A 20,196-nucleotide genomic window follows, 5' to 3' on the forward strand; every position below is an offset into this window, starting at 1 on the left:
TTAAAGTTTAAGAAGTCGTGACGAAAGCAGATGTAATTGCCGAGATCTCCGATAAGACCGGAATTGACAAGGCAGAAGTGACCAACACACTGGAAACTTTTTTTTCAGTAGTTAAAGACTCGCTGGCCGAGGGAGAGAACATTTATGTGAGAGGGTTCGGCAGCTTCATCAACAAGAAAAGAGCTAAGAAAGTAGCCCGGAATATATCGAAGAATACCGCTATGGTAATTGACGAGCACTTTATTCCGAGTTTTAAGCCCGCCAAAGTATTTGTTGAGCAGGTGAAAACCAGCGACAAAGCTAAAGTTGCAGCTGAGTAACAACCAACACAATTAGAGCAAGCTTGGGCGTTTGCATCATGAAGACTACCCTTATGAATAAATCTGTGTTGTTTGTTATCATCCTGGCTTCGGCCCTGACGGTTGGGTTATACTCCCTCCCGAAGGTGGTTGTGCGTAATGACAGCAAGCAGCTTAGTGCAGCCAGCGAGGGAGGTCATGCGACGCAAACGCCCACAGTTGCCCAATCGGGTGCCGATTCACTCAACGTTACAGCGAAAGGAAATGGAGCCGATGCGTCGGCAATCCATGAGAAGCCCATATCGCCGGAGCAACAAAAGCGCTTAAGAACACTGGAAACTGAGTTTGCCTCGGCAGGCCCAGCCCAGAAAGAACCCATTGGAGAGAAGTTGATTGCCCTTTTTCGCGACCTGACCCGTTATGATAGCGCAGCTCACTATGCGGGATTAGTGGCAATGGCACAGCCCAATGAGCGAAACCTGCTGCGTGCAGGCGACGAACATTTCGAAGCGTATACCTTTGCGGTAGATGATAAAAAAACCGCTCTCTTAGGCCAGAAAACCCGGGAGTTTTACCAGCAGGCTCTGGCCAAAAATCCAAATCTGCTGTCGGCAAAGGCTAATATGGCAATGACTTATGTCAATACCGATACGCCCATGCAGGGAATAATGCTGCTGCGTGAAGTGTTGAAACAGGAACCAACCAATGAATTGGCTCTGTTCAATTTGGGCTTACTGTCCATGCGGTCAAATCAGTACGAACGGGCTGTAGAGCGATTCCGACAAATTTTGGTGAATAACCCAACCAGCCGGAAAGCACAGTTTTACCTGGGTATCAGTTTAGCAGAAGCCGGTCAGAAAGCAGAAGCAAAACAGGTACTAGCTCAGGTGAAAAAGCAGGAGAAAGACCCGCAAATTTTGGCAGCTGTTCAGGAATACGAGGAGCGGCTAAAGTAACGAGTATAAGCATGTTGGGTCAAATCAGCGATTGTTTCAGCTTTTAGTCATACAAGCCGGAGCAAATGTAGAAGACGATCCATCAACAATGAGTAGAGGGCTTGATCAGGTGATTGGCCGACACATATTTTTCAACCATTAAACACTGTTTAACTATGCCTTGCGGTAAGAAACGGAAACGGCACAAAATTGCCACACACAAGCGGAAAAAACGGCTCAGAAAAAACCGGCACAAGAAAAAATAGTTTGTAGTTTGTGGTTTGTAGTTAAAACAATAAGCAGCAACCTAACGGCCAATGCATTAACTAACTTCGACTGGAAACTACAAACTACAAACTTATCAATAGAAGCCTCGGCCGGTCTGTAAAGTCCGAACGTGGCTTCTTTCTTTTTATATTGCCATTCTAACCGTACATTCATCTTGTGAGTAATGAATTAGTTATCAGTTCGACTCAGAAAGGTGATCGGATTGCGCTCTTGCAGAACAAGAGATTGCTGGAGTATCACGAAGAAGAGTTAGACAGCAGCTTTACCGTTGGCGATCTATACTTAGGAACAGTCAAAAAACTATCTTCAGGGCTCAACGCTGCTTTTGTGGACGTTGGCCATGAGAAAGATGGCTTCTTGCACTACCAGGACTTGGGACCGAATATCAATTCGCTCAACAAGCTTGTTAAAGATGTAATCGCCAAGCGCGTCACTACCGGGCGGCTCAACCAAAATCAGTTGGAGCCAGTTATCGATAAAATTGGGAAAATCGATAAGGTACTGACAAAAAACGCTCCTATTCTGGTTCAGATAGTTAAGGAACCTATCTCGACCAAAGGTCCACGCCTTTCCTGCGACATTTCTATTGCCGGACGTTATTTAGTTCTGGTACCATTTTCGGATGGGGTTAACCTGTCAAAAAAAATCACCGACCGTGCCGAGCGGTCGCGGCTGATGCGGCTGATGTCGTCGCTTAAGCCTAAAAACTTTGGTGTAATCGTTCGCACTGTTGCGCAGGATAAAGATGTTGAAGAACTCGATCGGGATCTGCAACACTCACTTGCCAAATGGGACCAGGCCATAAAATCGCTTTCAGAAGCGAAACCCCGTGATAGAATTCTGGGCGAGATGAATCGGGCTTCGTCTATTCTGCGGGATATGCTCAATGAATCCTTCGAGAGCATTACCGTCGACACCCGCGAGTCGTTCGATGAAATCAGGGATTACATCCATACCATTGCGCCCGATAAAGAGAAAATTGTAAAACTCCATACCGGTAAAACAAAAGTTTTTGAAGCACTAGGGCTGGAAAAGCAACTCAAATCGTTGTTTGGCCGCTCGGTTAGCTTACCTGGTGGCGGTTATCTAATTATTGAACATACCGAAGCATTGCACGTAATTGACGTCAATAGCGGTAACAAATCAAATTCGGAGGAAGATCAGGAGGCAACGGCTATTAGCGTAAACCGCGAAGCGGCTAAAGAAATAGCTCGACAGCTCCGGTTGCGCGATATGGGTGGCATTATTGTCATCGATTTCATTGACATGAAGAAAGCAGAAAACAAAAAACTTCTGCAGGACATCATGCGCGACGAAATGAAGCCGGAGCGATCGAAGTTTACCATTCTTCCATTAACGAAGTTTGGTTTAATGCAGATAACGCGCCAGCGGGTTAGGCCAGAAATGAACATTGTTACCCGCGAGGTTTGCCCTACCTGCGGAGGTACCGGTACTATTCAGGCCAGCGTTCTGGTGACCGATGTTATTGAGAATAATCTCGACTATATTCTGACCAAACAGAATGAACGTGGCATATCTATTTCAATGAACCCATTCTTATACGCTTATTATACTAAAGGCATCTACTCAAAACAGATGCAGTGGTACATGAAGTACAAAACATGGGTTAAGATCGTCAAAGACACATCTTTAGGCATTGTTAACTTCAAATTTTTCAATAAGTCAGGAGAGGAAATTGAGGTTAGTAATAACACCTAGCCGTATAGTAAAATTTTACCATACGACTAAAAAGGTAATAGCCAAAAACGCTGGGCGTTTTTGGCTATTACCTTTTTAGAAAGAGTATATTAATTAGCGAAGTACTTCCATTTCCAGCAGTTCTCCAAATACTTCCTGTCCTACGAGTGCTTCTATTGACTCGACTTCCTTCAGGTTCATGAGGAGATCCCGCAAATCTTCTGTTATTTCATACGTCTGATAATTCTGTCTGTCGAAGAGGATAGGCGCCTGTTGAAGATCACAGAGCGAATATCGTTCTTCATTGAAAACCGGTTGAAAATCAGCCCGTTTTGATAGGCTGTTCAGCGGCTTTTCAGGCTCTAAAAATAGGTGCATATAATTCCACCCTTCCCATTGTTCGGGATATTTGTTTAGAAAAGGCCAGAAAGCATCATATAGCTGCTGCATAGCTTCCTGGCAATATAGCTCCCGGTCACTTCGTACAATTGGCCTTATCGGTTTGAGATAGTGCAGCGTATTCATACTATCGGCACCCCGATAACTTACAACGGGTACAATGGGAACTCCTGTTACATGCGATAGATAACCAACCCCTTTGCGGGTTAAAACACGTCGGTTACCAAATCGTACGGATAAAAATTGTGCTTCATCTCCGGCATCGGGAAATGTTTCCGGACTGCCATCTACATAAACGATAAGTGAGCGACCTGCTTTTAGCTCCCGTAGAACGGTTAATCCTGCCGACGGTCTACCAGCCTCTACTACGCGAAAGACATTTGTTAAGCCATGCTTTTTACGCAACCCTTCGATGTGCTCTGCCATACCGTCACCCTGACTTCGGTTCATGTTACTACCTACGAGCAGTACACAATCAACTCCCTGCCTAAAAAGCACACTAGTCAGTAAGCGATAAGATCCAAGATGGTACGTACAATAGATTCGAGGGCCTTCTGCGTGCTTACCTACCTTCCTCCTTCCGCGTAGATTTACTAAATCACCGGCACTTAAAAACTGCTGGTCGAAGGTGGTGAAAATCTGCTGCAACAATAGATCCCGGAACATTGTTTCATGTTTTTGCCGGGGAATTGTCGGCAGGATATTTTCAACTGTGGCAGAGAACGTGGTGAATTTCATGAGGTAGCCTTGCTCTTTAGCAAGGTCTACCTTCTCGAAGTGTGCACGGCAGTGATCAAGTTCTTGTTTGTACAGTTGCTTTGCGGTCAGCATGGCATACAGTAGGTTATCGGGTAGCGACTATTTTACCACTAGGGCCCAAATCCCATTCGCTGCAGCAACGGGGTGTGTCACCAAGGAATTTAAGGAGGTTGGCCGATTCAGATTTAGCAATTGAGTTAGAGATTGCTTTTACAACTTGGGCTGGTTTGATAGCGAATTGCTTTTTCATGATAGTTATTGATTGGCTTGTGTTTGTAGTTCCTTTTTGGTGATACAAAGCTACCGGCTTAATCAAGGGCCATCAATGGTGAAAAATGTCCGAATCTACGCTTGGAATTAGTTAATTATTACCACTATCTTAGTAAGAGTTTTGAATAAGGAGACAGCATGAAGGAAATTCAACTAACGCGGGGCTTCCTAAGAAAACCAACAAATAGCGTATTGATTCTGTTGAGCATCGTATTGCTAATAGAGGCCTTATCGTGGTCTATTGGTTACGATATAAAAGCTCATAAAGTGCAGGAAGCCGGTGGCTATTTGCACTATGTAGGCCTATTACTACGCTCGTTTTTTATTCCAGAGCTGGTTACTCTTTTTATTACTGTCACCCTACTCAACCATTTCCATCATTGGTTTAATTTGAGGAACATTTCCAACGACTGGCGGTCTATCGGAAATTACGAGTTACAGTTCCTTCCCGTTTTACTAATCGCTTTTTGGGTATTCAATCCGATTACTCAAACAATACGTTATCTCCTGGTCTTCTTTCCAAATTATTCTATTAGTGGCTATTGGGAAAAATACATTGTCGAAACGTTCCGGTGGAATGTATACTTCACGTATTTATTTCCGATTCTGCTAATAGGTTATATCGCGCTGAACATCTCTCTCCTTCAGGATTATCTAAAGCAAAGGCGAGAAGCCTTAGAGGCTGCGGAGGCCGAAGCCGCTAAAGTGGCTCAGGAGGCACTTGCTTTATCGGCAACGTTTTCGCCAAAGCCCATTGTCCCATCGCCTTACTTGTCTTATCTGAAAGGGAAAAATCCGCTGGGTGAATTGGATTTTCCGGTTAATGATGTCTATTATTTTACTATTGAAGAACGATTTTACTACGCTGAGTTGGCCAAAGGACGTTATTTAATCAGTAAGACGTTAAATGACCTGGAAGCGGAGCTGGACCCCACTCAGTTCTTTCGTATCAAACGTGACTATATCGTTAACCGACAAGCGGTATTGAATTACGCTTATTGGGAGAATGGTAAATACATTGTTCGGCTCAATGTTCTTGAAGGCCATGATATAATTGTCCCACGGGCCCGAATGCAGGAATTCAGGGAGTGGCTTCAAAATAATCAGCGCCCTCTATCCAGCACAGACTCTCTGGAAAAAACGTTTACAGATAGTTTTTGACAGCAATACTATACTTTGGTAACTGTCGACAGCCGTTCAGCTCCAGTTTTTTTGCAATATGTGCCTTATGATTCACTGCCGTTCGGTAGCTGATATTCAACTTCTCGGCGATTTCACTTGCGGTATTACCATTTGCAATCATCCGTAAAACTTCACGTTCCCGTTGTGTTAGTCGGTTAAGTTCATCGCGCGTTCTATCTGATATTACCTCTATTCCAAAGTTCTTAAGTAAGCCCATGAAACCGTTGCTATAATAGCAACCTCCATTGCTTACCGTCTGGAAACAACGATACAACTCATCCAGTCCATCTGTAGCATACAGAAAGCCGAAGAATCCGATCTTCATGGCATTGGCTACCATTCTGAGGTCAGGATTTCGGGTGTATAAAATAAATTTGGTTTGCTGATTTGACTCCTGCATTTGCTCAACGATATCGAAGCTACGCTGCCCGGAAATCTCTGACTCCAGGATAACACATTGTGGACGCTTGACCCGGATCTGCTGGAGTGTATCCTCCATCTCCACTGCGCGGCCCACCACATTATAGCCTTGCTCCTTTAAAAGCTGACTTAATACTTCACAATTGAACTGTTCTGATTGCGCAACGAGAATCGAAAAGTCTCGCCGGCGAATCGCGAATTTTTTAGTGATCTCCTCATCACTGACGAATTGGCTCATGACATTCTTCACGTATAGATGGATCAATGTAACACACTTGCATACTATTCTGTAACACTCAATGTTTGAAATCACCATTTTCCCGGACGAAATCAACCATTTAGTTGAAACTTTTTGGGTGATTTCGTCCGGGAAAATGGTGATTTCACGCATAACGGTTTGCTTTCAGCGTAAAGTCAGGTCTACTTTTGGTTATCCAATTGCAAAAAACATATTTTGACCATCGGGCGATGAATCAGGAAGAATCAGCAAGATCGTTTGGCTACGAAGCCTCAGAAGAGGAGATCCAGAAAGTCATTTTGGCGTGGGCACAGGCAACGGAAGCATTTCACTATCGCTTCGCTAAATTGGATCGAATCATAAATACGCTACAAACAATGGGCCGCCGACAGACACCGGCATTCCGGGCTCGTTTGAATCGACTTATCGAACTTCGTCAGCATATGGGCGATGTTATGATGACTCTGTTACTGGATATGTCCGGGTCAAAACCAGGTCAGTCAACGCAGTTATCAAAGCCGGGTCAGCTTCACTCTCATGCCAGTTTACTGGATGAATTGAACCGAAAAATTGATGCTGAATTACTAGGTACTTCAACAGTAGCTCAAGCTTAGTGTTCACCCCTCCCTATTAATAAAGGTTGGCCTCGATTCAAAAAAATCGGGGCTTTTTTTTATTACCACTATCCTGAAATAACCGTTCCCAACAGGCTCGATATCTCAATATCTATCCGTTTGAAATGCATAAACTCAGTTAACAACTGATCGGCTTCTTCCGGAGACTTACTTCCCGACTCACGCAGCAGTTGCTGTAGCGTAGCCATTCGCTGCTCGGCCAGCAATTTTTTAATACGTAGAATATTCCGATAAGCAGCATCAGCCAGAATCCCGACCTCTTCTTCCGACGGAACAAAGATTTCGTGCTTTAGCCACCCTTCACTGATTTCGTAGCGCGGTGTCGTTAAATGAATTGCCTGATTCTGGATTTCGGCACCACCTGGCCAATCTGAAGCGTCAGAACGACGGTTCAGAAAGTCATCGGCGGTCAGAATATCCCCACGCGAGTAGGCCTCTCTAAAGAGGGTCAGAATTAGGTCGTAAGGTGCTGTATGAAATTCTATTTCATGCAACTCACTCAGCACATACTGGCAAAGCGTTATACCGGGCTCCAGTTCGCGTACACCGTAGTTTATCAGCAGTCTTACACACTCCTCCTCCTGATAGGATAACGGCGTTCTAACGCCTTTTGTGCGCTCATCCGTAGTGAATTTACCCGGAGCAACGACTTCGGCCGGAAAATTCATTTCAGAAAGCTCCGGCGCAAAGCCGTCGAGTAGTGAATTTATATCATCGAGTGAAGGCTCAGCAGGCGGCATTGCCTGAGGATTCGTCGCCTTTCGGGCTGATGAATCGCCCGTTCGCTGCTGCCGCTCAGCATCCTTTTTACTCTGATCGTGCTGCTTTCGCAGCAGTCGGTTAATTTCCGATATCACCGATTGCTCGCTGACATGAAAGACCTGCGCTACCCGCTGCGACAGGGTCTGGCGTTTAAGCGCATCCGGTATTTTGGTAATACTGGCACATACATCGGAGATACCTTCAGCTCGTTTGAGTGGGTCATCACCTGCTTCGGTTAGCCAGCGGCTGGCCTTAAAGTCGATGAAATCCTGCGAATGCTCCCGAATGTAGGTTTTGAAATCATCAGCACCGATTTTATGTACGTAGCTATCCGGGTCTTCGCCATCGGGTAAAAGCAGGAGTCTAAGGTTAAGCCCCTCCTCCAGCACCATATCAAGTCCACGTAAAGCCGCTTTAATACCTGCCGCATCGCCATCATAAAGAATCGTGACGTTTGGCGTGAAGCGGGAAATCAGGCGAATCTGCTCCGTAGTCAGAGATGTCCCCGACGAAGCGACCACGTTTTTGATGCCCGCCTGGTGAAGAGAAATCACATCCGTATAGCCTTCGGTCAGATAACAGACATCCTCCTGACGGATGGCCTGTTTTGCCTGATAGATACCGTACAGAACCTGGCTTTTGTGATAAACCGACGTTTCCGGCGAATTAAGGTATTTAGGAGCAGCACCACCCGGCTGGTTCTTATCTGTTTTTAAAATCCTTGCTCCAAAAGCAATAACCCGTCCCGACACGTTGTGGATCGGGAACATAACCCGCCCCCGGAACCGGTCAAATACTTTGCTGTCGCCCCCGGCCGAACCCTCCTTGACTAAAATAAGCCCGGCTTTCTCCAGCAAATCCCGACTATAGCCACGGCGTATACCTTCTTTCAACAACGCATCCCACTGGTCGAGCGTATAACCCAGCTCAAAGGCATCGATGGTTGGATTGGTAAAGCCCCGCTCCCGGAAGTAACTCAGGCCAATGCTTTTACCTTCGTCGGTCGTTTTGAGCTTCTCCTGAAAAAACGTTTTGGCAAAGTTCAGAACGATTAGTAAGCTCTCGCGTTCGTTCTGCCGCAGCAGATCTTCGGGAGTTTGTTCCTGCTCCTCAATTTCGACGCCATACTTCTTGGCCAGATAACGTAATGCTTCGCCGTAACCAATATTCTCGATATCCATGATAAAGCGGACCGAGTCTCCCGCTTTGCCACACCCGAAGCATTTGTATATCTGCCGGGTGGGGTTAACGTTGAATGACGGTGTTTTCTCATTATGAAACGGGCAGCAGGCAATGTAGTTACTACCTCGTTTCTTGAGCGATACGAAATCATTTATTACCTCCAGAATGTCGGCTGACTGGCGAATTCGTTCGACGGTTTCTTCAGGGATTCGCATTGAATACGTATTGATTGGTCTATTAATCAAAGGTACACCGAAAGTTATGTTTTCGTTTACGCAACTTACAAGGATGAGATAGCCTAATTAGCCATCTGGCAGCGTTTTTGCTGACTCCTTCTTGAGTTTCAGACTCATATCATACAAGAGTACATCTTATGCCGTAAGAATTTATGATTTCACTTCTCCACTTTTCCAAAAGCAGGGATTCTTACTACCCGACCATGTCCAAACGTAGCCAGCGGGGTCTACTACTCAGTCTGACATTGCTGGTTTTATTACAGGCATGTCGGGTACAGCCAACGGACCCGGAACCCCTGATGCCCCAGGGAAAAACGGCTGATCTGTACAAGGGTGACATTGCAACCCAGTGGGCGGATCTTCAGCTGAAACTGACGAAAACAACTGCCGGATTTACTCCCCCAGTGGCCGCAAGGGCCTACGGTTATGCAGGTCTTACCTTGTATGAAGCGGTAGTACCAGGCATAACAACCCGGCGGTCTCTTGTAGGACAGCTCCAAGGACTTACTACGCTGCCACAGGCAGAGTCGGGTAAAACATACAACTGGGCACTAAGCGCTAATGCCGCCGAAGCAGCCATTTTACGAAGCCTTTATCCGACAACGAGTACCACTAATAAGACCACGCTGGACTCGTTGGAAACTGCCTTACAAACGGCATTTAAAGACACCGACGAAACCGTAAACCAGCGCTCAATTGAGTTTGGAAAGAAAATTGCTAGCGCACTTTTTGAATGGTCAAAGTCTGATGGTGGTGACGCTGGTTATAGCCGAAACTTTCCGGCCAGCTATATTGTACCCACAGGTGCTGGTCTTTGGCAACCCACCGAGAACGGGCAGAAAATACCCATGCAGCCCTATTGGGGCCAGAACAGAACGTTCCTGAAAGCCAATAACGATCTGCCGATGCCCAAACCACTGCCCTATTCTACCGATACCAAATCGGCCACCTTTGGCCAATACCTAGATGTATACAACAAATCAAAGAATCTAACCCAGACGGAGAAAGAAATTGCTGTCTGGTGGGCCGACAATCCTGCCGAAACGTTCACCCCTCCCGGCCATTCCTACAACATTGCCCGGATTGCCGCCTTGGAAACTAAAGCCAACCTTGCAAAAGCGGTTGAAACGTTTGCGCGCACCGGAATTGCGGTAGCCGATGCCTTTACTCTCTGCTGGCGCTGCAAGTACACCTACAATAATATGCGCCCTTACACATACGTCCGACTGGCTATTGACCCAGGCTGGATTCCATTCTGGCCAGCTCCTCCATTTCCTGGTTACCCATCAGGACATGCTACCCAATCGGCGTCGGCAGCTACTGTACTGACGGCTTTATACGGCGAGAACTTTGCGTTTACGGATAACTCGCACGTGAGTCGGGCCAAAGATGTTACTCGAAATGTTGAGTTCAAGGCGCGGTCGTTTACGTCGTTTGCGCAGGCAGCGCAGGAATCAGCCGATTCTCGCTTTTACGGCAACATACACACCAAACAGGACAACGAAACCGGCCTGATCGAAGGAAAAAAGATAGGAGCCAATGTAAACGGGCTAACCTGGCAAAAGTAACTGGTTAAAAAAGTAAAGCGTCTGGAGTTAGTGAAGGAGTCATGTTATGCACTGACCTGCTTTCATTAACTCCAGACGCTTCAGCGTTAACTAAAACCTAATAGGCTCTTACCAGTTTCCCTTCCATAAAGTTAACGAAGGCCTTATTAACAACATTATTCCCGCCGGGCGTTGGATAATCGCCCGTGAAGTACCAATCGCCGGAATGGTTGGGGCAGGCTTTATGCAGATTCTCAACGGTCTGATACACAACTGCAACTTCAGCTTTCAAATCAGCAGGTGTAACAATTTCCGCTACTTTACGCGACAGTTCGTCGTGCGTAAATGGCTCGAAGACCGCTTTAACGTAGTTCTGCTTGTTGGCATTGCCAGACTCTATCGCAGCCACACATTGGCCGTACACTTCCTCCAGCAGATCCTCCTGGCCCCGATCGCGGAGAAGCTCAAGTGCCGCCCGGAAACCAATGAACTCCTTAAACTTCGACATATCAATGCCGTAACAGTCTGGGAAACGAATTTGAGGAGCTGAGGAAACAATGATAATTTTCTTGGGACCAAGCCGATCCAGCATCCGCAGAATACTCTTCTCCAGCGTAGTACCCCGAACGATGGAGTCATCAACTACAACCACATTATCCTTGCCTTTCTTAATCACCTCGAAGGTAGTGTCATACACGTGCGACACCATATCGTCCCGCTGCGAATCGTCGGCGATAAAGGTGCGCAATTTCACATCTTTAGCAACCAGCTTTTCAATCCGTGGCCGGAACGAAAGCACCCGATCCAGTTCCTCTTCGAACAGGATACCATCCATGATGGCTTTCTTACGCTGCTTGGCCAGGTGGTCTTCCAGCCCTTCCACCATACCGAAGAAAGCGGTTTCTGCTGTATTTGGTATGTAAGAGAAGACGGTATTTTCGAGATCGTAATCTATTTCTTCGAGAATCTGCGGTATAAGCAGTTTCCCTAACGTCTTGCGTTCGTTGTAAATATCGGGATCGGTAGCCCGTGAGAAGTAAATCCGCTCGAAACTGCATGATTTCTTCTCGATAGGCTTCACAAACTCCTGTTCCCTGTATTCACCGTATTTGTCGATGATGAGCGCATGGCCGGGCTTCACTTCCTGTATCGCGCTGTAGTCGACATTAAAGGCTGTTTTGATGGCGGGTTTTTCAGACGCCACAACAACAACTTCATCATCGGCATAGTAATAAGCGGGACGAATACCGGCCGGATCGCGAGCTACGAAGGCAGCTCCATAGCCTGTCATACCAACCATGGCGTAGCCACCATCGAAATCACGGCAGGAACGGTGCAGAACGCGCTGTAAATCGAGATTATCTTCAATAATATCCGACAGATCGGGATTTTCATAGATACCCTTGAACCGTTCAAACACGCGCTGGTTTTCTTCGTCCAGGAAGTGTCCGATTTTCTCCATCACCGTTACGGTGTCAACCTTATCCTTCGGATGTTGACCCAGCGAAACGAGCTTATCGAACAGTTCTTCAACATTCGTCATGTTGAAATTACCCGCTACCACCAGATTACGGCTGCGCCAGTTACTTTGCCGGAGCATAGGGTGGCAGTTTTCGATCTCGTTAGCCCCGTGCGTACCGTAGCGCAGGTGGCCCATCCAGACTTCGCCAGTGAAGGCGATGTTCTCCTGAAGCCATTTAGCGTCTTTAGCTTTGTCTTTATTGCCTTTGAGCGCTTTACGAAATTTTTTATTAACCTTTTCGAAGATGTCCGTTACGGGTCGTTGGTCGACGGAACGGTAGCGGCTGATGTAGCGGTGTCCGGCGGGTACATCCAGTTTGATGTTGGCAATCCCGGCACCGTCCTGCCCGCGATTGACCTGCTTTTCCATAAGCAGGTAGAGTTTGTTAGCGCCGTAGAGCGCTGTACCGTACTTGTCAATGTAATATTGGTACGGTTTGCGCAGCCGGATCAGGGCAATACCGCACTCATGTTTGATGGCGTCGCTCATGAGGGAGTTTGTCGATGCACGTTGATTTTGATAATACTGAGGTAACGGCTCTGCTTTGGCAATGGTTCGAGCCCTAAACAAAAGTAGTCAAAAACGATAAGCTATTCGTCGCCTGAGTTATTCGCTTTTGTAGCCCACCCATACATTAATTGAAATATAATGACGGATGAAATAGTGCCAACCAACGAACCCACGAAAACATCTTCAACAAAATGCTGGAAAAGATACACCCGCGAATACCCGGCAAGAACGCCTAGTAATAGCCAAATCCAGCCCCTGTTCTTATTTTCATCCAGAAACGCCATTAGACCAAATAAAGCGAAGGCCGTAATGGTGTGGCCCGATGGAAAGCTGTTGTAGCTGAAAATATCCAAGCCTTCGATGAGGTGATATTGAAAGCTTGAATGTTCAAAATATTTTAGAGGTCGGGGCGAGCCCTTGAAGACAACCTTCTTCAAAAACTCGGAGATCAGAGTCGACAGTGCGAAACTGGCAAAGGCCATCAACCCGATACGCCTGTTTAAAAAAACGAGAAGGAGACAGACCGCAGCAAAAAAAATCCCATCGCCCAGATACGTGATGTACGGAAAAAGGGCGTCGGCAACCGGGCTATTACGCGTATTGACCCACTGCATTAGCTGCTCCTGAGAATAAATCAATTGCAGTAGGCCAAATAGCAGCAACAGGAAAGCATATGGAAGGAAAAAGAGCCAGTTTTTACGCAAAAAATCAATTACCATCAGCAGCACAAGTCGGTTTAATGAGAAGGAGCGGCTTTTTCGACGGTAATACCTACGCTCATGATATTGAGCAACGGGTCCTGACGCATGTACTGCCGCAGTTGCATGGTGTATTTTCCCGGTTTCGGAAAACGGTAATTACGTTTCATCAGAAACTTGTGGTCGAAGAGATCGCCTAAGCCATCGCCATTGGGTTTCCCTGTTTTAGGGTCCATCAGGATTAACTCATCCAGACGGGATTCGAGTTCTTTACCAGTAGCATCGCGCAGGTAGCGGGTCAGGTAGAGATTATAATACCCGTACGACAGGCTATTGCGTAGGTTGTAGTAAATGTTGTAGGGAACCGATGTATCGGTGATCTCGAACGTAAACGAAGGGGCATTTTTAATGTACCACTTGCCGTCTTCGATATCCGTGTATTCTTTATAAACTGCGCTCGAATCGCAGCCGCCGAGCAGCAACGTCACCAGTAATACTAATCCCAATCGTTTCATAGACCTCACTCAAAATAGTACACAAATCTACAACGGGGCGGCTGGCTTTTCAAACGATAAAAAACTACTTAATTAGTTTGCAAACGATAAAAATAGTTTTAGATTTGTTTTATGGAAAAGTTAACGGCTAAAGAAGAAGAAGTCATGCAGGTGCTCTGGAAAATGGAGCAGGGGTATGTGAAAGATATGGTACCCCAGTTTACCAACCCACCACTGCATTACAATACGGTTTCAACCATTGTGCGTAACCTCGAAGAAAAGGGCTACATCGGCCACAAAGCATACGGCAACACCCACGAATACTACCCGATTATCAGCAAAGAAGCCTATCAGAACCGATTTGTCCTGAAAAAAGTAGTCGACGAATATTTTGACAACTCCTACAAGAATCTGGTAAGCTACTTTGCACAGAATGAAAAGATTTCGGCCGACGAGCTTCGGGAAATTCTGGCGATGATCGAGAAAAAATAAAAATCAGCAGTCAGAAATAATCAACACACAACGCTTGTACCACACTCGTTTGGCGGTTGATCGTTTCTCATCCTCACCTATCCTTTACAGCCTATAGAGATGGAAACCCTACGCTACCTTGTGTTGGTCAACGGTTTACTAGCCGTTGTAAGTGTTGCCTTCTATATACTGCTCCGGCGGGAAACGTTTTTCAGCACCAATCGACTTGCCTTATGGCTGGGTCTGGCCAGTGCACTAATTATGCCCCTGGTCGAACTTCCCGACTGGCGTCCGCAGCCCGTGCGTTCGGCGATGCAGCGTACGGCTCAGGTAATTATTCCCAACGTACTTCCTGAGCCGTACGCTCCGACCCCTGAGGTAACGATCATGTTTCCCAACCGGAAAACTTACCGGGCTTTTCAGGCGCTGCAGCCGCGCTTCGTCTGGTCATGGCAAACAGGGATGGCTGTGCTTTACTTCCTTGGCGTCTTTTTGCTATTTGTGCGCTTCGTAAGCCAGTTACTTTCTCTGCGAAAACTCATTCGGGGCTCTACGCTGGAGCCCTATACTGATTTTATACTGGTACACAATGCCAGCATCACCACTCCTTTCTCCTTTTTCGGCTGGGTGTTTGTTAGTCCAGATCAGCACACAACTGATGAATTAGATCAGATTCTCCGGCACGAACGGGTTCATGTGCGGGAGCGGCACAGTTTCGATATGCTCGGGGCTGAACTTGTGTGTATTCTTTTCTGGTATAATCCGGCGGCTTATCTATTTAGAAAATTGCTTCAGCAGACACTTGAGTTCAGCGCCGACCGGGCTGTACTGGCCGAGGGCATCGACGCCAAACTATATCAGTACAATTTATTGAAGGTGAGCCTGGCCGGTGGGCAGTCGTCTCTTACAAATCACTTCAGCAGGTCGCAGCTCAAATCCCGGATTATCATGCTCAACCAACCCAAATCCACCAAATTAAGCTGGTTTAAGTACCCTGTCTTTGTATTGGCAGCTTTAACCGTGGCTTCTGCCTTTGCAAGGCCTCAGGTAGAGAAATTAGCGAAACATGTAGCGAAACCAATCTCGGATATTTTATCTATTACCGATCAATCCGTGACGAAAAGAATTCCTGAACCTAAGCCAACACCAATGGCTAAGCTTTCTACTCAGGAAGACATTAATCCCAAGATACCTATAAAAGAAAACCTAGTAACTGATTCGTCACAGTATCAAAGTCAGCAACAGCCTAGCACAGATTTAGCTCGGGTGAGTCCCTCTCGTTATATGGTTTATCAGGGAGACTATCTCTACTGGATCGTTACCCCTAAAACTACGTTTGATGATTTCTTTCTAATGAAGCAGGAGTTTGCTAAACAAGGCTATACCATGCAACTCAATGAAGTAAAACTCGACCCACTGTCTGTATATATTGACCGTGTCAGTTTCACTCTACAACGACCAGCTGGTAGTCCAATGCGTTGTGAGGAACTTAACTCTGATGGAAAACCCATTCCAACACTAGCAGGATACATTTATCTTAAAAATGACCAAATAGGTTCAAGTCGGCTTGAGGGTCGCTATAGTAAGAGATTCCCTTTGTATCAGACTGAGGGTGAAAAGCAGTTTCCTGACTTACTACGTAGCGTTGCTGCTACTGATAATGCTACTATGTGGTGGTCAATAAATGAAAAAGGAATGGAATACATGGTTCTTGATGGTCAGCGTAAATATGGCCACTTGGGTAGTGGGTTCCGCAGATTCGATAAAGAAGACGTAAAGAGGCTATCCAGTTTAGGAGATGCGATAACTGTCCGTACAGATGGCTCTATATCTGTGAATAATGCGGCAAATGACGTTGAAGTTTTCATTAATAATGAACCCGTTTCTTCTGAAGCTATCCAGCAGTGGAAAATTAGCCAGCTTTACACCGTCGCGTCCATCTTGGGGTACGATTCAGCTACGAACAAACGTTCGGGAATAACGTATTTACTTTTTTACGTTGAGAGGCCTAATAAATAAACGGTTGTATGTATTCCTTCACCAACCAGTTCAGCGGCCCTACCCTACACCAGCGGGTCGGTATGATTAATAGTCGGCGCTCCGGACCGTGGGCATGGTGGCGGTATGCACTTTGGGTAGTACTCATGGGTTGCATAGTGCTGGCCTGCCAACATGAAGTTCGGGAGCATGTTTACATTCCGGGTGAGACACGAAAGTCAAAGACCCTGGCGGCTACCAGCCCTACGCGGGCACGCGTTGTTGAGCTGGAGGATAAAAAGACATGGTACCGCCATTTGGCCCTGTTTGAGAATAAAATCGGGACGGCAGTCGTGCGGAGTAAACCCATCATTTTATGTCTTAAAGCGGACCATTTTGTACTGCCTGACGATTATAAGTACGAATCGGCAATCTACATTGATGGAGAAGAAGCGTCCGTAGAAGATCTGGAAAAGCTGTCGCCGGAGTTCGTTAGCGAGCTGTTTGTCATGCACCAGTGGGAGAACATGCCCGATGCTGACAAACAGGCTAAACCCTATCAGATACTGATACAGACCAGTTCCAGACCTGTTATTTTTAATGAGCGACGTAAGCAGTTTTTCACCTTATTGCAGGCAGCCGCTTTGTCAAAGCATCCACTGGGTGAAACCTTCTCATTCAACATGAATCAGTTGCTCGAAGCCACCTTTTTCCATGACAAAAACGCCCTTGTCGAACGGACTAAGAACGAGCACCTGCGCATTTATGACGAATGCACCGGTACAACGGAGGTCTTTATCAATAACTTACCTGCTACACCAGCTGACGTAAAGACCGTTCATGTTCGGGAGGTGGCGCGGCTTTATACTAAAGAACGTCCTTACGACGAGTGGTTCCGCGCCGATTACCCCTCACCACGTTTTGAACTACATATTGAAACAACGCCAAAACGCGCTAAACGCGACACTAGTCACTACGTTTTCAGTCCGTTTTATACTGGTGATTTCTAGAAACAACAAACCCCGGCCAAATTGGTCGGGGTTTGTTGTTTAATTGACTTTACCATTCTGAGCCGGTCTTGGTGCACCACCTTCAGGCCCTCTGGATTTTTTTTTCTTCTTCTTGGAGGGCGTCCGGGTCGTGTACTTGGCATCTAGCTTTTGTAGATCGCTGTTGAGGGCAGCTGCCGTAGTGGGCTCCTTCTCTCCTATCGGGGTCAATACCTCGAACGATTCAGGGATGATGCCTCGTTTGTTCAGCTCAACGATTTCCAGTACCCGAATAATGGACAACGGATGCCAGGTACTTTCGGCACTGTAGCCAAACCACATGAGCTTCCGGAAGATATCGGTTTTCTGTAAATAAGCTCGTCCTTTCTGGGTTTCCAGTGGTTTCTCAATCGTTGGAATATCCCGGAGGGCATCCATGTACGTATCCAGTTCGTAATTCAGACAGCATTTCAACCGACCACACTGACCGGATAATTTAGCCGGATTCAGGGACAGATTCTGGTACCGGGCGGCCGATGTGGCAATATTTTTGAAATCGGTAAGCCAGGTTGAGCAGCAGAGTTCGCGCCCGCAGGAGCCAATGCCCCCCAGCCGACCCGCTTCCTGACGGAGGCTGATCTGCCGCATTTCGATACGGGCTTTAAACTCACCGGCCAGCATCTTAATCAGTTCACGAAAATCGACCCGCTCTTCAGACGAGTAATAGAATGTTGCTTTCGTATTATCGGACTGAAACTCAACGTCCGACAATTTCATATTCAGCTTCAGTTCACGGGCTATTTCACGGGAGCGGTACAAGGCTGGCAAATCACGCAAAACGGCCTGTTCGTGCCGTTCCATATCTTTCGGCGTAGCAATCCGATGGATAACCTTGGTGTCGTCCGTAATTTTAACCCCTCGTTTTTTCACCTGTAGCCGAACCAGTTCGCCCTGTAGGGAAACCGCGCCGATATGAAAACCCGATTGCATTTCGACCACCACATAATCGCCCGTAGTCAAATCGAGCAGATGGACATTGCGATAATATTCTTTCCGTCCACCCTTAAATTTAACCTCAACTACATCGTATCGTTGGCCCGGCATGGCGATGTCACTCAGCCAGTCGAACGAATTCAGTTTATTGCAGCCTCCAGTGCTACACCCTCCGCTACCGCATCCTTTAGTGGCTGTTTTCTCGCCATCAGATGCGCCACGCTGGGTTCCGCACCCGCCGGTTGCACAAGATTTGCAGGACATGTATATATATAATTTACGACCTGCGAATTACCAGGTACGATTTCAGTAATGCCTACATCGTACCGTTTCATTCACAAATCAGTTAGTCGGAGTACCGAATCAGGTCGAGCCCGATGTCTTTACGGTACTGTTTTCCGTCAAATTGTACTATCCGGGCCGCTTCCTGCGACTTCCTGACAGCGTTTTCAAGCGAATTGGCCTGTGCCGTAATAGCCAGTACTCGTCCACCATTGGTCAACACGTGACCGTTTTTTTCGAGCGTTCCTGCATGAAACGCTGTTACATCTTCTAAACGTTCTAAATCCGAAATGATTTTACCGGTTACATAATCCCCGGGATACCCACCCGATACCAGCATTGTTGTTACGGCCGTTTGTGGCGACACCAGAACGGTAAGTTTGTCCAGTTCGCCATGGGCCGTAGCCTGCATCAGTTCGGCAAAATCACTCTGAATTCGAGGCAACACGACTTCTGTTTCGGGGTCACCCATACGTGCATTATATTCAATCACATAAGGCTCTCCGTTCACTTTCATCAATCCAACAAAAATAAAACCCTGGTAGTGAATGCCTTCCTTCTGAAGGCCTGCCAGTGTTGGCCTCACTACTTTGTCTTCTACTTTCTGTAAAAAGGCTTTACTGGCAAAAACTACCGGCGACACGGCACCCATACCCCCCGTATTAGGGCCGGTATCCTGCTCGCCAATTCGCTTATAGTCCTTGGCTTCGGGTAAGATTTTATAATTGACCCCATCGGTTAACACAAAAACCGATAGTTCTATTCCACGCAAAAACTGCTCCACAACGACCTTACTTCCAGCAGCGCCAAACTTTTGCCCGTCCAGCATATCGTGCATAGCCGCCTGGGCTTCTGCTACGGTCTCGGCAATAATAACGCCCTTACCGGCCGCCAGCCCATCGGCTTTAATAACAATGGGCAATGCGTGTTTTTCCAGGTAATCGAGCCCATCCTGAAGTGTATCGACGGTAAAGGTTTGCGAAGTAGCCGTAGGAATACCATTTCGAAGCATGAACTGCTTGGAAAAGTCCTTGCTGCCTTCCAACTGTGCACCCTGTGCATCAGGCCCGACAATGCCCAGTCCTGCCAAATCAGGTTGTTCACGCAGAAAATCGACAATACCCTTTACAAGCGGCTCTTCGGGTCCAACAATCAATAGATTAATTTCTTTATCCCGAATGGCCTTGGCAACAGCCGGAAAATCATTGTAGCTAATTGGCAGATTTGTCGCTACCTGTGCTGTTCCGGCATTGCCCGGTGCTACAAATAAAGTGTCACACAATGGACTCTGCGCTAGTTTCCAGGCAAAAGCATGCTCTCGCCCCCCCGACCCAAGTATTAGTATATTCATAAATTAGTTGGTAAGCCGGTAAGTTGGTAAATCAGTAAATTGGTTACGAGACTACCCGT

At 46.7% G+C, this 20,196-nt stretch carries 17 protein-coding genes; 9 read left to right on the forward strand and 8 right to left on the reverse strand.

Features of this window, described 5'->3' with window-relative positions:
- The first annotated feature begins 17 nt into the window (after window positions 1–17).
- The 3 genes from NT073_RS10275 to NT073_RS10285 all read left to right on the forward strand — a co-directional run bounded on the left by NT073_RS10275 (window position 18) and on the right by NT073_RS10285 (window position 3,241).
- Window positions 18–320 (forward strand): HU family DNA-binding protein, encoded by a 303-nt coding sequence (locus NT073_RS10275; RefSeq protein WP_012930434.1) that lies wholly within the window; start codon window positions 18–20, stop codon window positions 318–320.
- A 53-nt stretch (window positions 321–373) separates the two neighbouring features.
- Window positions 374–1,255, forward strand: a complete 882-nt coding sequence (locus NT073_RS10280) for a tetratricopeptide repeat protein (RefSeq protein ID WP_297372637.1) — start codon at window positions 374–376, stop codon at window positions 1,253–1,255.
- Window positions 1,256–1,678: 423 nt separating this feature from the next.
- Entirely contained in the window at window positions 1,679–3,241 is a 1,563-nt protein-coding gene (locus NT073_RS10285) for an Rne/Rng family ribonuclease (protein ID WP_012930431.1), read from the forward strand.
- Between the two features lie 93 nt (window positions 3,242–3,334).
- On the opposite strand, the gene NT073_RS10290 is transcribed toward NT073_RS10285, so the two are convergent.
- Window positions 3,335–4,450 carry a hypothetical protein gene (locus NT073_RS10290; RefSeq protein ID WP_297372640.1) on the reverse strand — a complete coding sequence of 372 codons (1,116 nt, stop codon included), beginning with the start codon at window positions 4,448–4,450 and terminating at the stop codon, window positions 3,335–3,337.
- Between the two features lie 336 nt (window positions 4,451–4,786).
- Between NT073_RS10290 and NT073_RS10295 the strand changes: the two genes are divergently transcribed.
- Complete coding sequence (locus NT073_RS10295) at window positions 4,787–5,809, forward strand: LytTR family DNA-binding domain-containing protein (RefSeq protein ID WP_297372642.1); 1,023 nt, start codon at window positions 4,787–4,789, stop codon at window positions 5,807–5,809.
- Here the strand turns inward: NT073_RS10295 and NT073_RS10300 are convergent.
- Window positions 5,793–6,641, reverse strand: a complete 849-nt coding sequence (locus tag NT073_RS10300; RefSeq protein ID WP_297372644.1) for a response regulator transcription factor — start codon at window positions 6,639–6,641, stop codon at window positions 5,793–5,795. The two genes, NT073_RS10295 and NT073_RS10300, sit on opposite strands and share 17 nt — an antisense overlap.
- Before the next feature lie 77 nt (window positions 6,642–6,718).
- On the opposite strand from NT073_RS10300, the gene NT073_RS10305 reads away from it, so the two are divergent.
- Entirely contained in the window at window positions 6,719–7,102 is a 384-nt protein-coding gene (locus tag NT073_RS10305; protein ID WP_297372646.1) for a hypothetical protein, read from the forward strand.
- 68 nt (window positions 7,103–7,170) lie between these two features.
- On the opposite strand, the gene dnaG is transcribed toward NT073_RS10305, so the two are convergent.
- Window positions 7,171–9,282: a DNA primase gene (gene dnaG, locus NT073_RS10310; RefSeq protein ID WP_297372648.1), complete on the reverse strand. Its 2,112-nt coding sequence runs from the start codon at window positions 9,280–9,282 to the stop codon at window positions 7,171–7,173.
- 224 nt (window positions 9,283–9,506) lie between these two features.
- On the opposite strand from dnaG, the gene NT073_RS10315 reads away from it, so the two are divergent.
- Window positions 9,507–10,871, forward strand: coding sequence for a vanadium-dependent haloperoxidase (locus NT073_RS10315; RefSeq protein WP_297372650.1), 1,365 nt, complete (start codon window positions 9,507–9,509; stop codon window positions 10,869–10,871).
- A gap of 97 nt (window positions 10,872–10,968) precedes the next feature.
- Here the strand turns inward: NT073_RS10315 and NT073_RS10320 are convergent, their stop codons facing one another.
- From NT073_RS10320 to NT073_RS10330, 3 genes are all read right to left on the reverse strand, one after another.
- A complete protein-coding gene (locus NT073_RS10320) occupies window positions 10,969–12,861 on the reverse strand; it encodes an amidophosphoribosyltransferase (RefSeq protein WP_297372652.1) in 1,893 nt (630 codons plus the stop codon).
- A 101-nt stretch (window positions 12,862–12,962) separates the two neighbouring features.
- Window positions 12,963–13,601 (reverse strand): phosphatase PAP2 family protein, encoded by a 639-nt coding sequence (locus NT073_RS10325; RefSeq protein WP_297372654.1) that lies wholly within the window; start codon window positions 13,599–13,601, stop codon window positions 12,963–12,965.
- A gap of 17 nt (window positions 13,602–13,618) precedes the next feature.
- Window positions 13,619–14,095, reverse strand: coding sequence for a gliding motility lipoprotein GldH (locus NT073_RS10330; protein ID WP_297372656.1), 477 nt, complete (start codon window positions 14,093–14,095; stop codon window positions 13,619–13,621).
- A 111-nt stretch (window positions 14,096–14,206) separates the two neighbouring features.
- Here NT073_RS10330 and NT073_RS10335 point away from each other — a divergent pair, with 111 nt between their 5' ends.
- The 3 genes from NT073_RS10335 to NT073_RS10345 all read left to right on the forward strand — a co-directional run bounded on the left by NT073_RS10335 (window position 14,207) and on the right by NT073_RS10345 (window position 17,532).
- Window positions 14,207–14,566, forward strand: a complete 360-nt coding sequence (locus NT073_RS10335; protein ID WP_012930420.1) for a BlaI/MecI/CopY family transcriptional regulator — start codon at window positions 14,207–14,209, stop codon at window positions 14,564–14,566.
- 99 nt (window positions 14,567–14,665) lie between these two features.
- Window positions 14,666–16,564 (forward strand): M56 family metallopeptidase, encoded by a 1,899-nt coding sequence (locus tag NT073_RS10340; RefSeq protein WP_297372659.1) that lies wholly within the window; start codon window positions 14,666–14,668, stop codon window positions 16,562–16,564.
- Between the two features lie 8 nt (window positions 16,565–16,572).
- Window positions 16,573–17,532: a hypothetical protein gene (locus tag NT073_RS10345; protein WP_297372661.1), complete on the forward strand. Its 960-nt coding sequence runs from the start codon at window positions 16,573–16,575 to the stop codon at window positions 17,530–17,532.
- Between the two features lie 39 nt (window positions 17,533–17,571).
- Here the strand turns inward: NT073_RS10345 and ricT are convergent, their stop codons facing one another.
- Window positions 17,572–18,768, reverse strand: coding sequence for a regulatory iron-sulfur-containing complex subunit RicT (ricT, locus tag NT073_RS10350; protein WP_297372662.1), 1,197 nt, complete (start codon window positions 18,766–18,768; stop codon window positions 17,572–17,574).
- 82 nt (window positions 18,769–18,850) lie between these two features.
- The gene (purD, locus tag NT073_RS10355) at window positions 18,851–20,137 is read right to left on the reverse strand and encodes a phosphoribosylamine--glycine ligase (protein WP_297372664.1); all 1,287 of its coding nucleotides are present in this window, start codon (window positions 20,135–20,137) and stop codon (window positions 18,851–18,853) included.
- Between the last annotated feature and the right edge of the window lie 59 nt (window positions 20,138–20,196).

Source organism: Spirosoma sp. (genome assembly GCF_026391055.1).
In the GTDB taxonomy this organism is placed as follows: domain Bacteria; phylum Bacteroidota; class Bacteroidia; order Cytophagales; family Spirosomataceae; genus Spirosoma.

Coding starts and splice junctions, on each gene's coding strand:
- NT073_RS10280 (WP_297372637.1), top strand. CDS start 374: ATGAATAAATCTGTGTTGTTTGTTATCATCCTGGCTTCGGCCCTGACG.
- NT073_RS10290 (WP_297372640.1), bottom strand. CDS start 4,450: ATGCTGACCGCAAAGCAACTGTACAAACAAGAACTTGATCACTGCCGT.
- NT073_RS10295 (WP_297372642.1), top strand. CDS start 4,787: ATGAAGGAAATTCAACTAACGCGGGGCTTCCTAAGAAAACCAACAAAT.
- NT073_RS10300 (WP_297372644.1), bottom strand. CDS start 6,641: ATGCGTGAAATCACCATTTTCCCGGACGAAATCACCCAAAAAGTTTCA.
- NT073_RS10305 (WP_297372646.1), top strand. CDS start 6,719: ATGAATCAGGAAGAATCAGCAAGATCGTTTGGCTACGAAGCCTCAGAA.
- dnaG (WP_297372648.1), bottom strand. CDS start 9,282: ATGCGAATCCCTGAAGAAACCGTCGAACGAATTCGCCAGTCAGCCGAC.
- NT073_RS10315 (WP_297372650.1), top strand. CDS start 9,507: ATGTCCAAACGTAGCCAGCGGGGTCTACTACTCAGTCTGACATTGCTG.
- NT073_RS10320 (WP_297372652.1), bottom strand. CDS start 12,861: ATGAGCGACGCCATCAAACATGAGTGCGGTATTGCCCTGATCCGGCTG.
- NT073_RS10325 (WP_297372654.1), bottom strand. CDS start 13,601: ATGGTAATTGATTTTTTGCGTAAAAACTGGCTCTTTTTCCTTCCATAT.
- NT073_RS10330 (WP_297372656.1), bottom strand. CDS start 14,095: ATGAAACGATTGGGATTAGTATTACTGGTGACGTTGCTGCTCGGCGGC.
- NT073_RS10335 (WP_012930420.1), top strand. CDS start 14,207: ATGGAAAAGTTAACGGCTAAAGAAGAAGAAGTCATGCAGGTGCTCTGG.
- NT073_RS10340 (WP_297372659.1), top strand. CDS start 14,666: ATGGAAACCCTACGCTACCTTGTGTTGGTCAACGGTTTACTAGCCGTT.
- NT073_RS10345 (WP_297372661.1), top strand. CDS start 16,573: ATGTATTCCTTCACCAACCAGTTCAGCGGCCCTACCCTACACCAGCGG.
- ricT (WP_297372662.1), bottom strand. CDS start 18,768: ATGTCCTGCAAATCTTGTGCAACCGGCGGGTGCGGAACCCAGCGTGGC.
- purD (WP_297372664.1), bottom strand. CDS start 20,137: ATGAATATACTAATACTTGGGTCGGGGGGGCGAGAGCATGCTTTTGCC.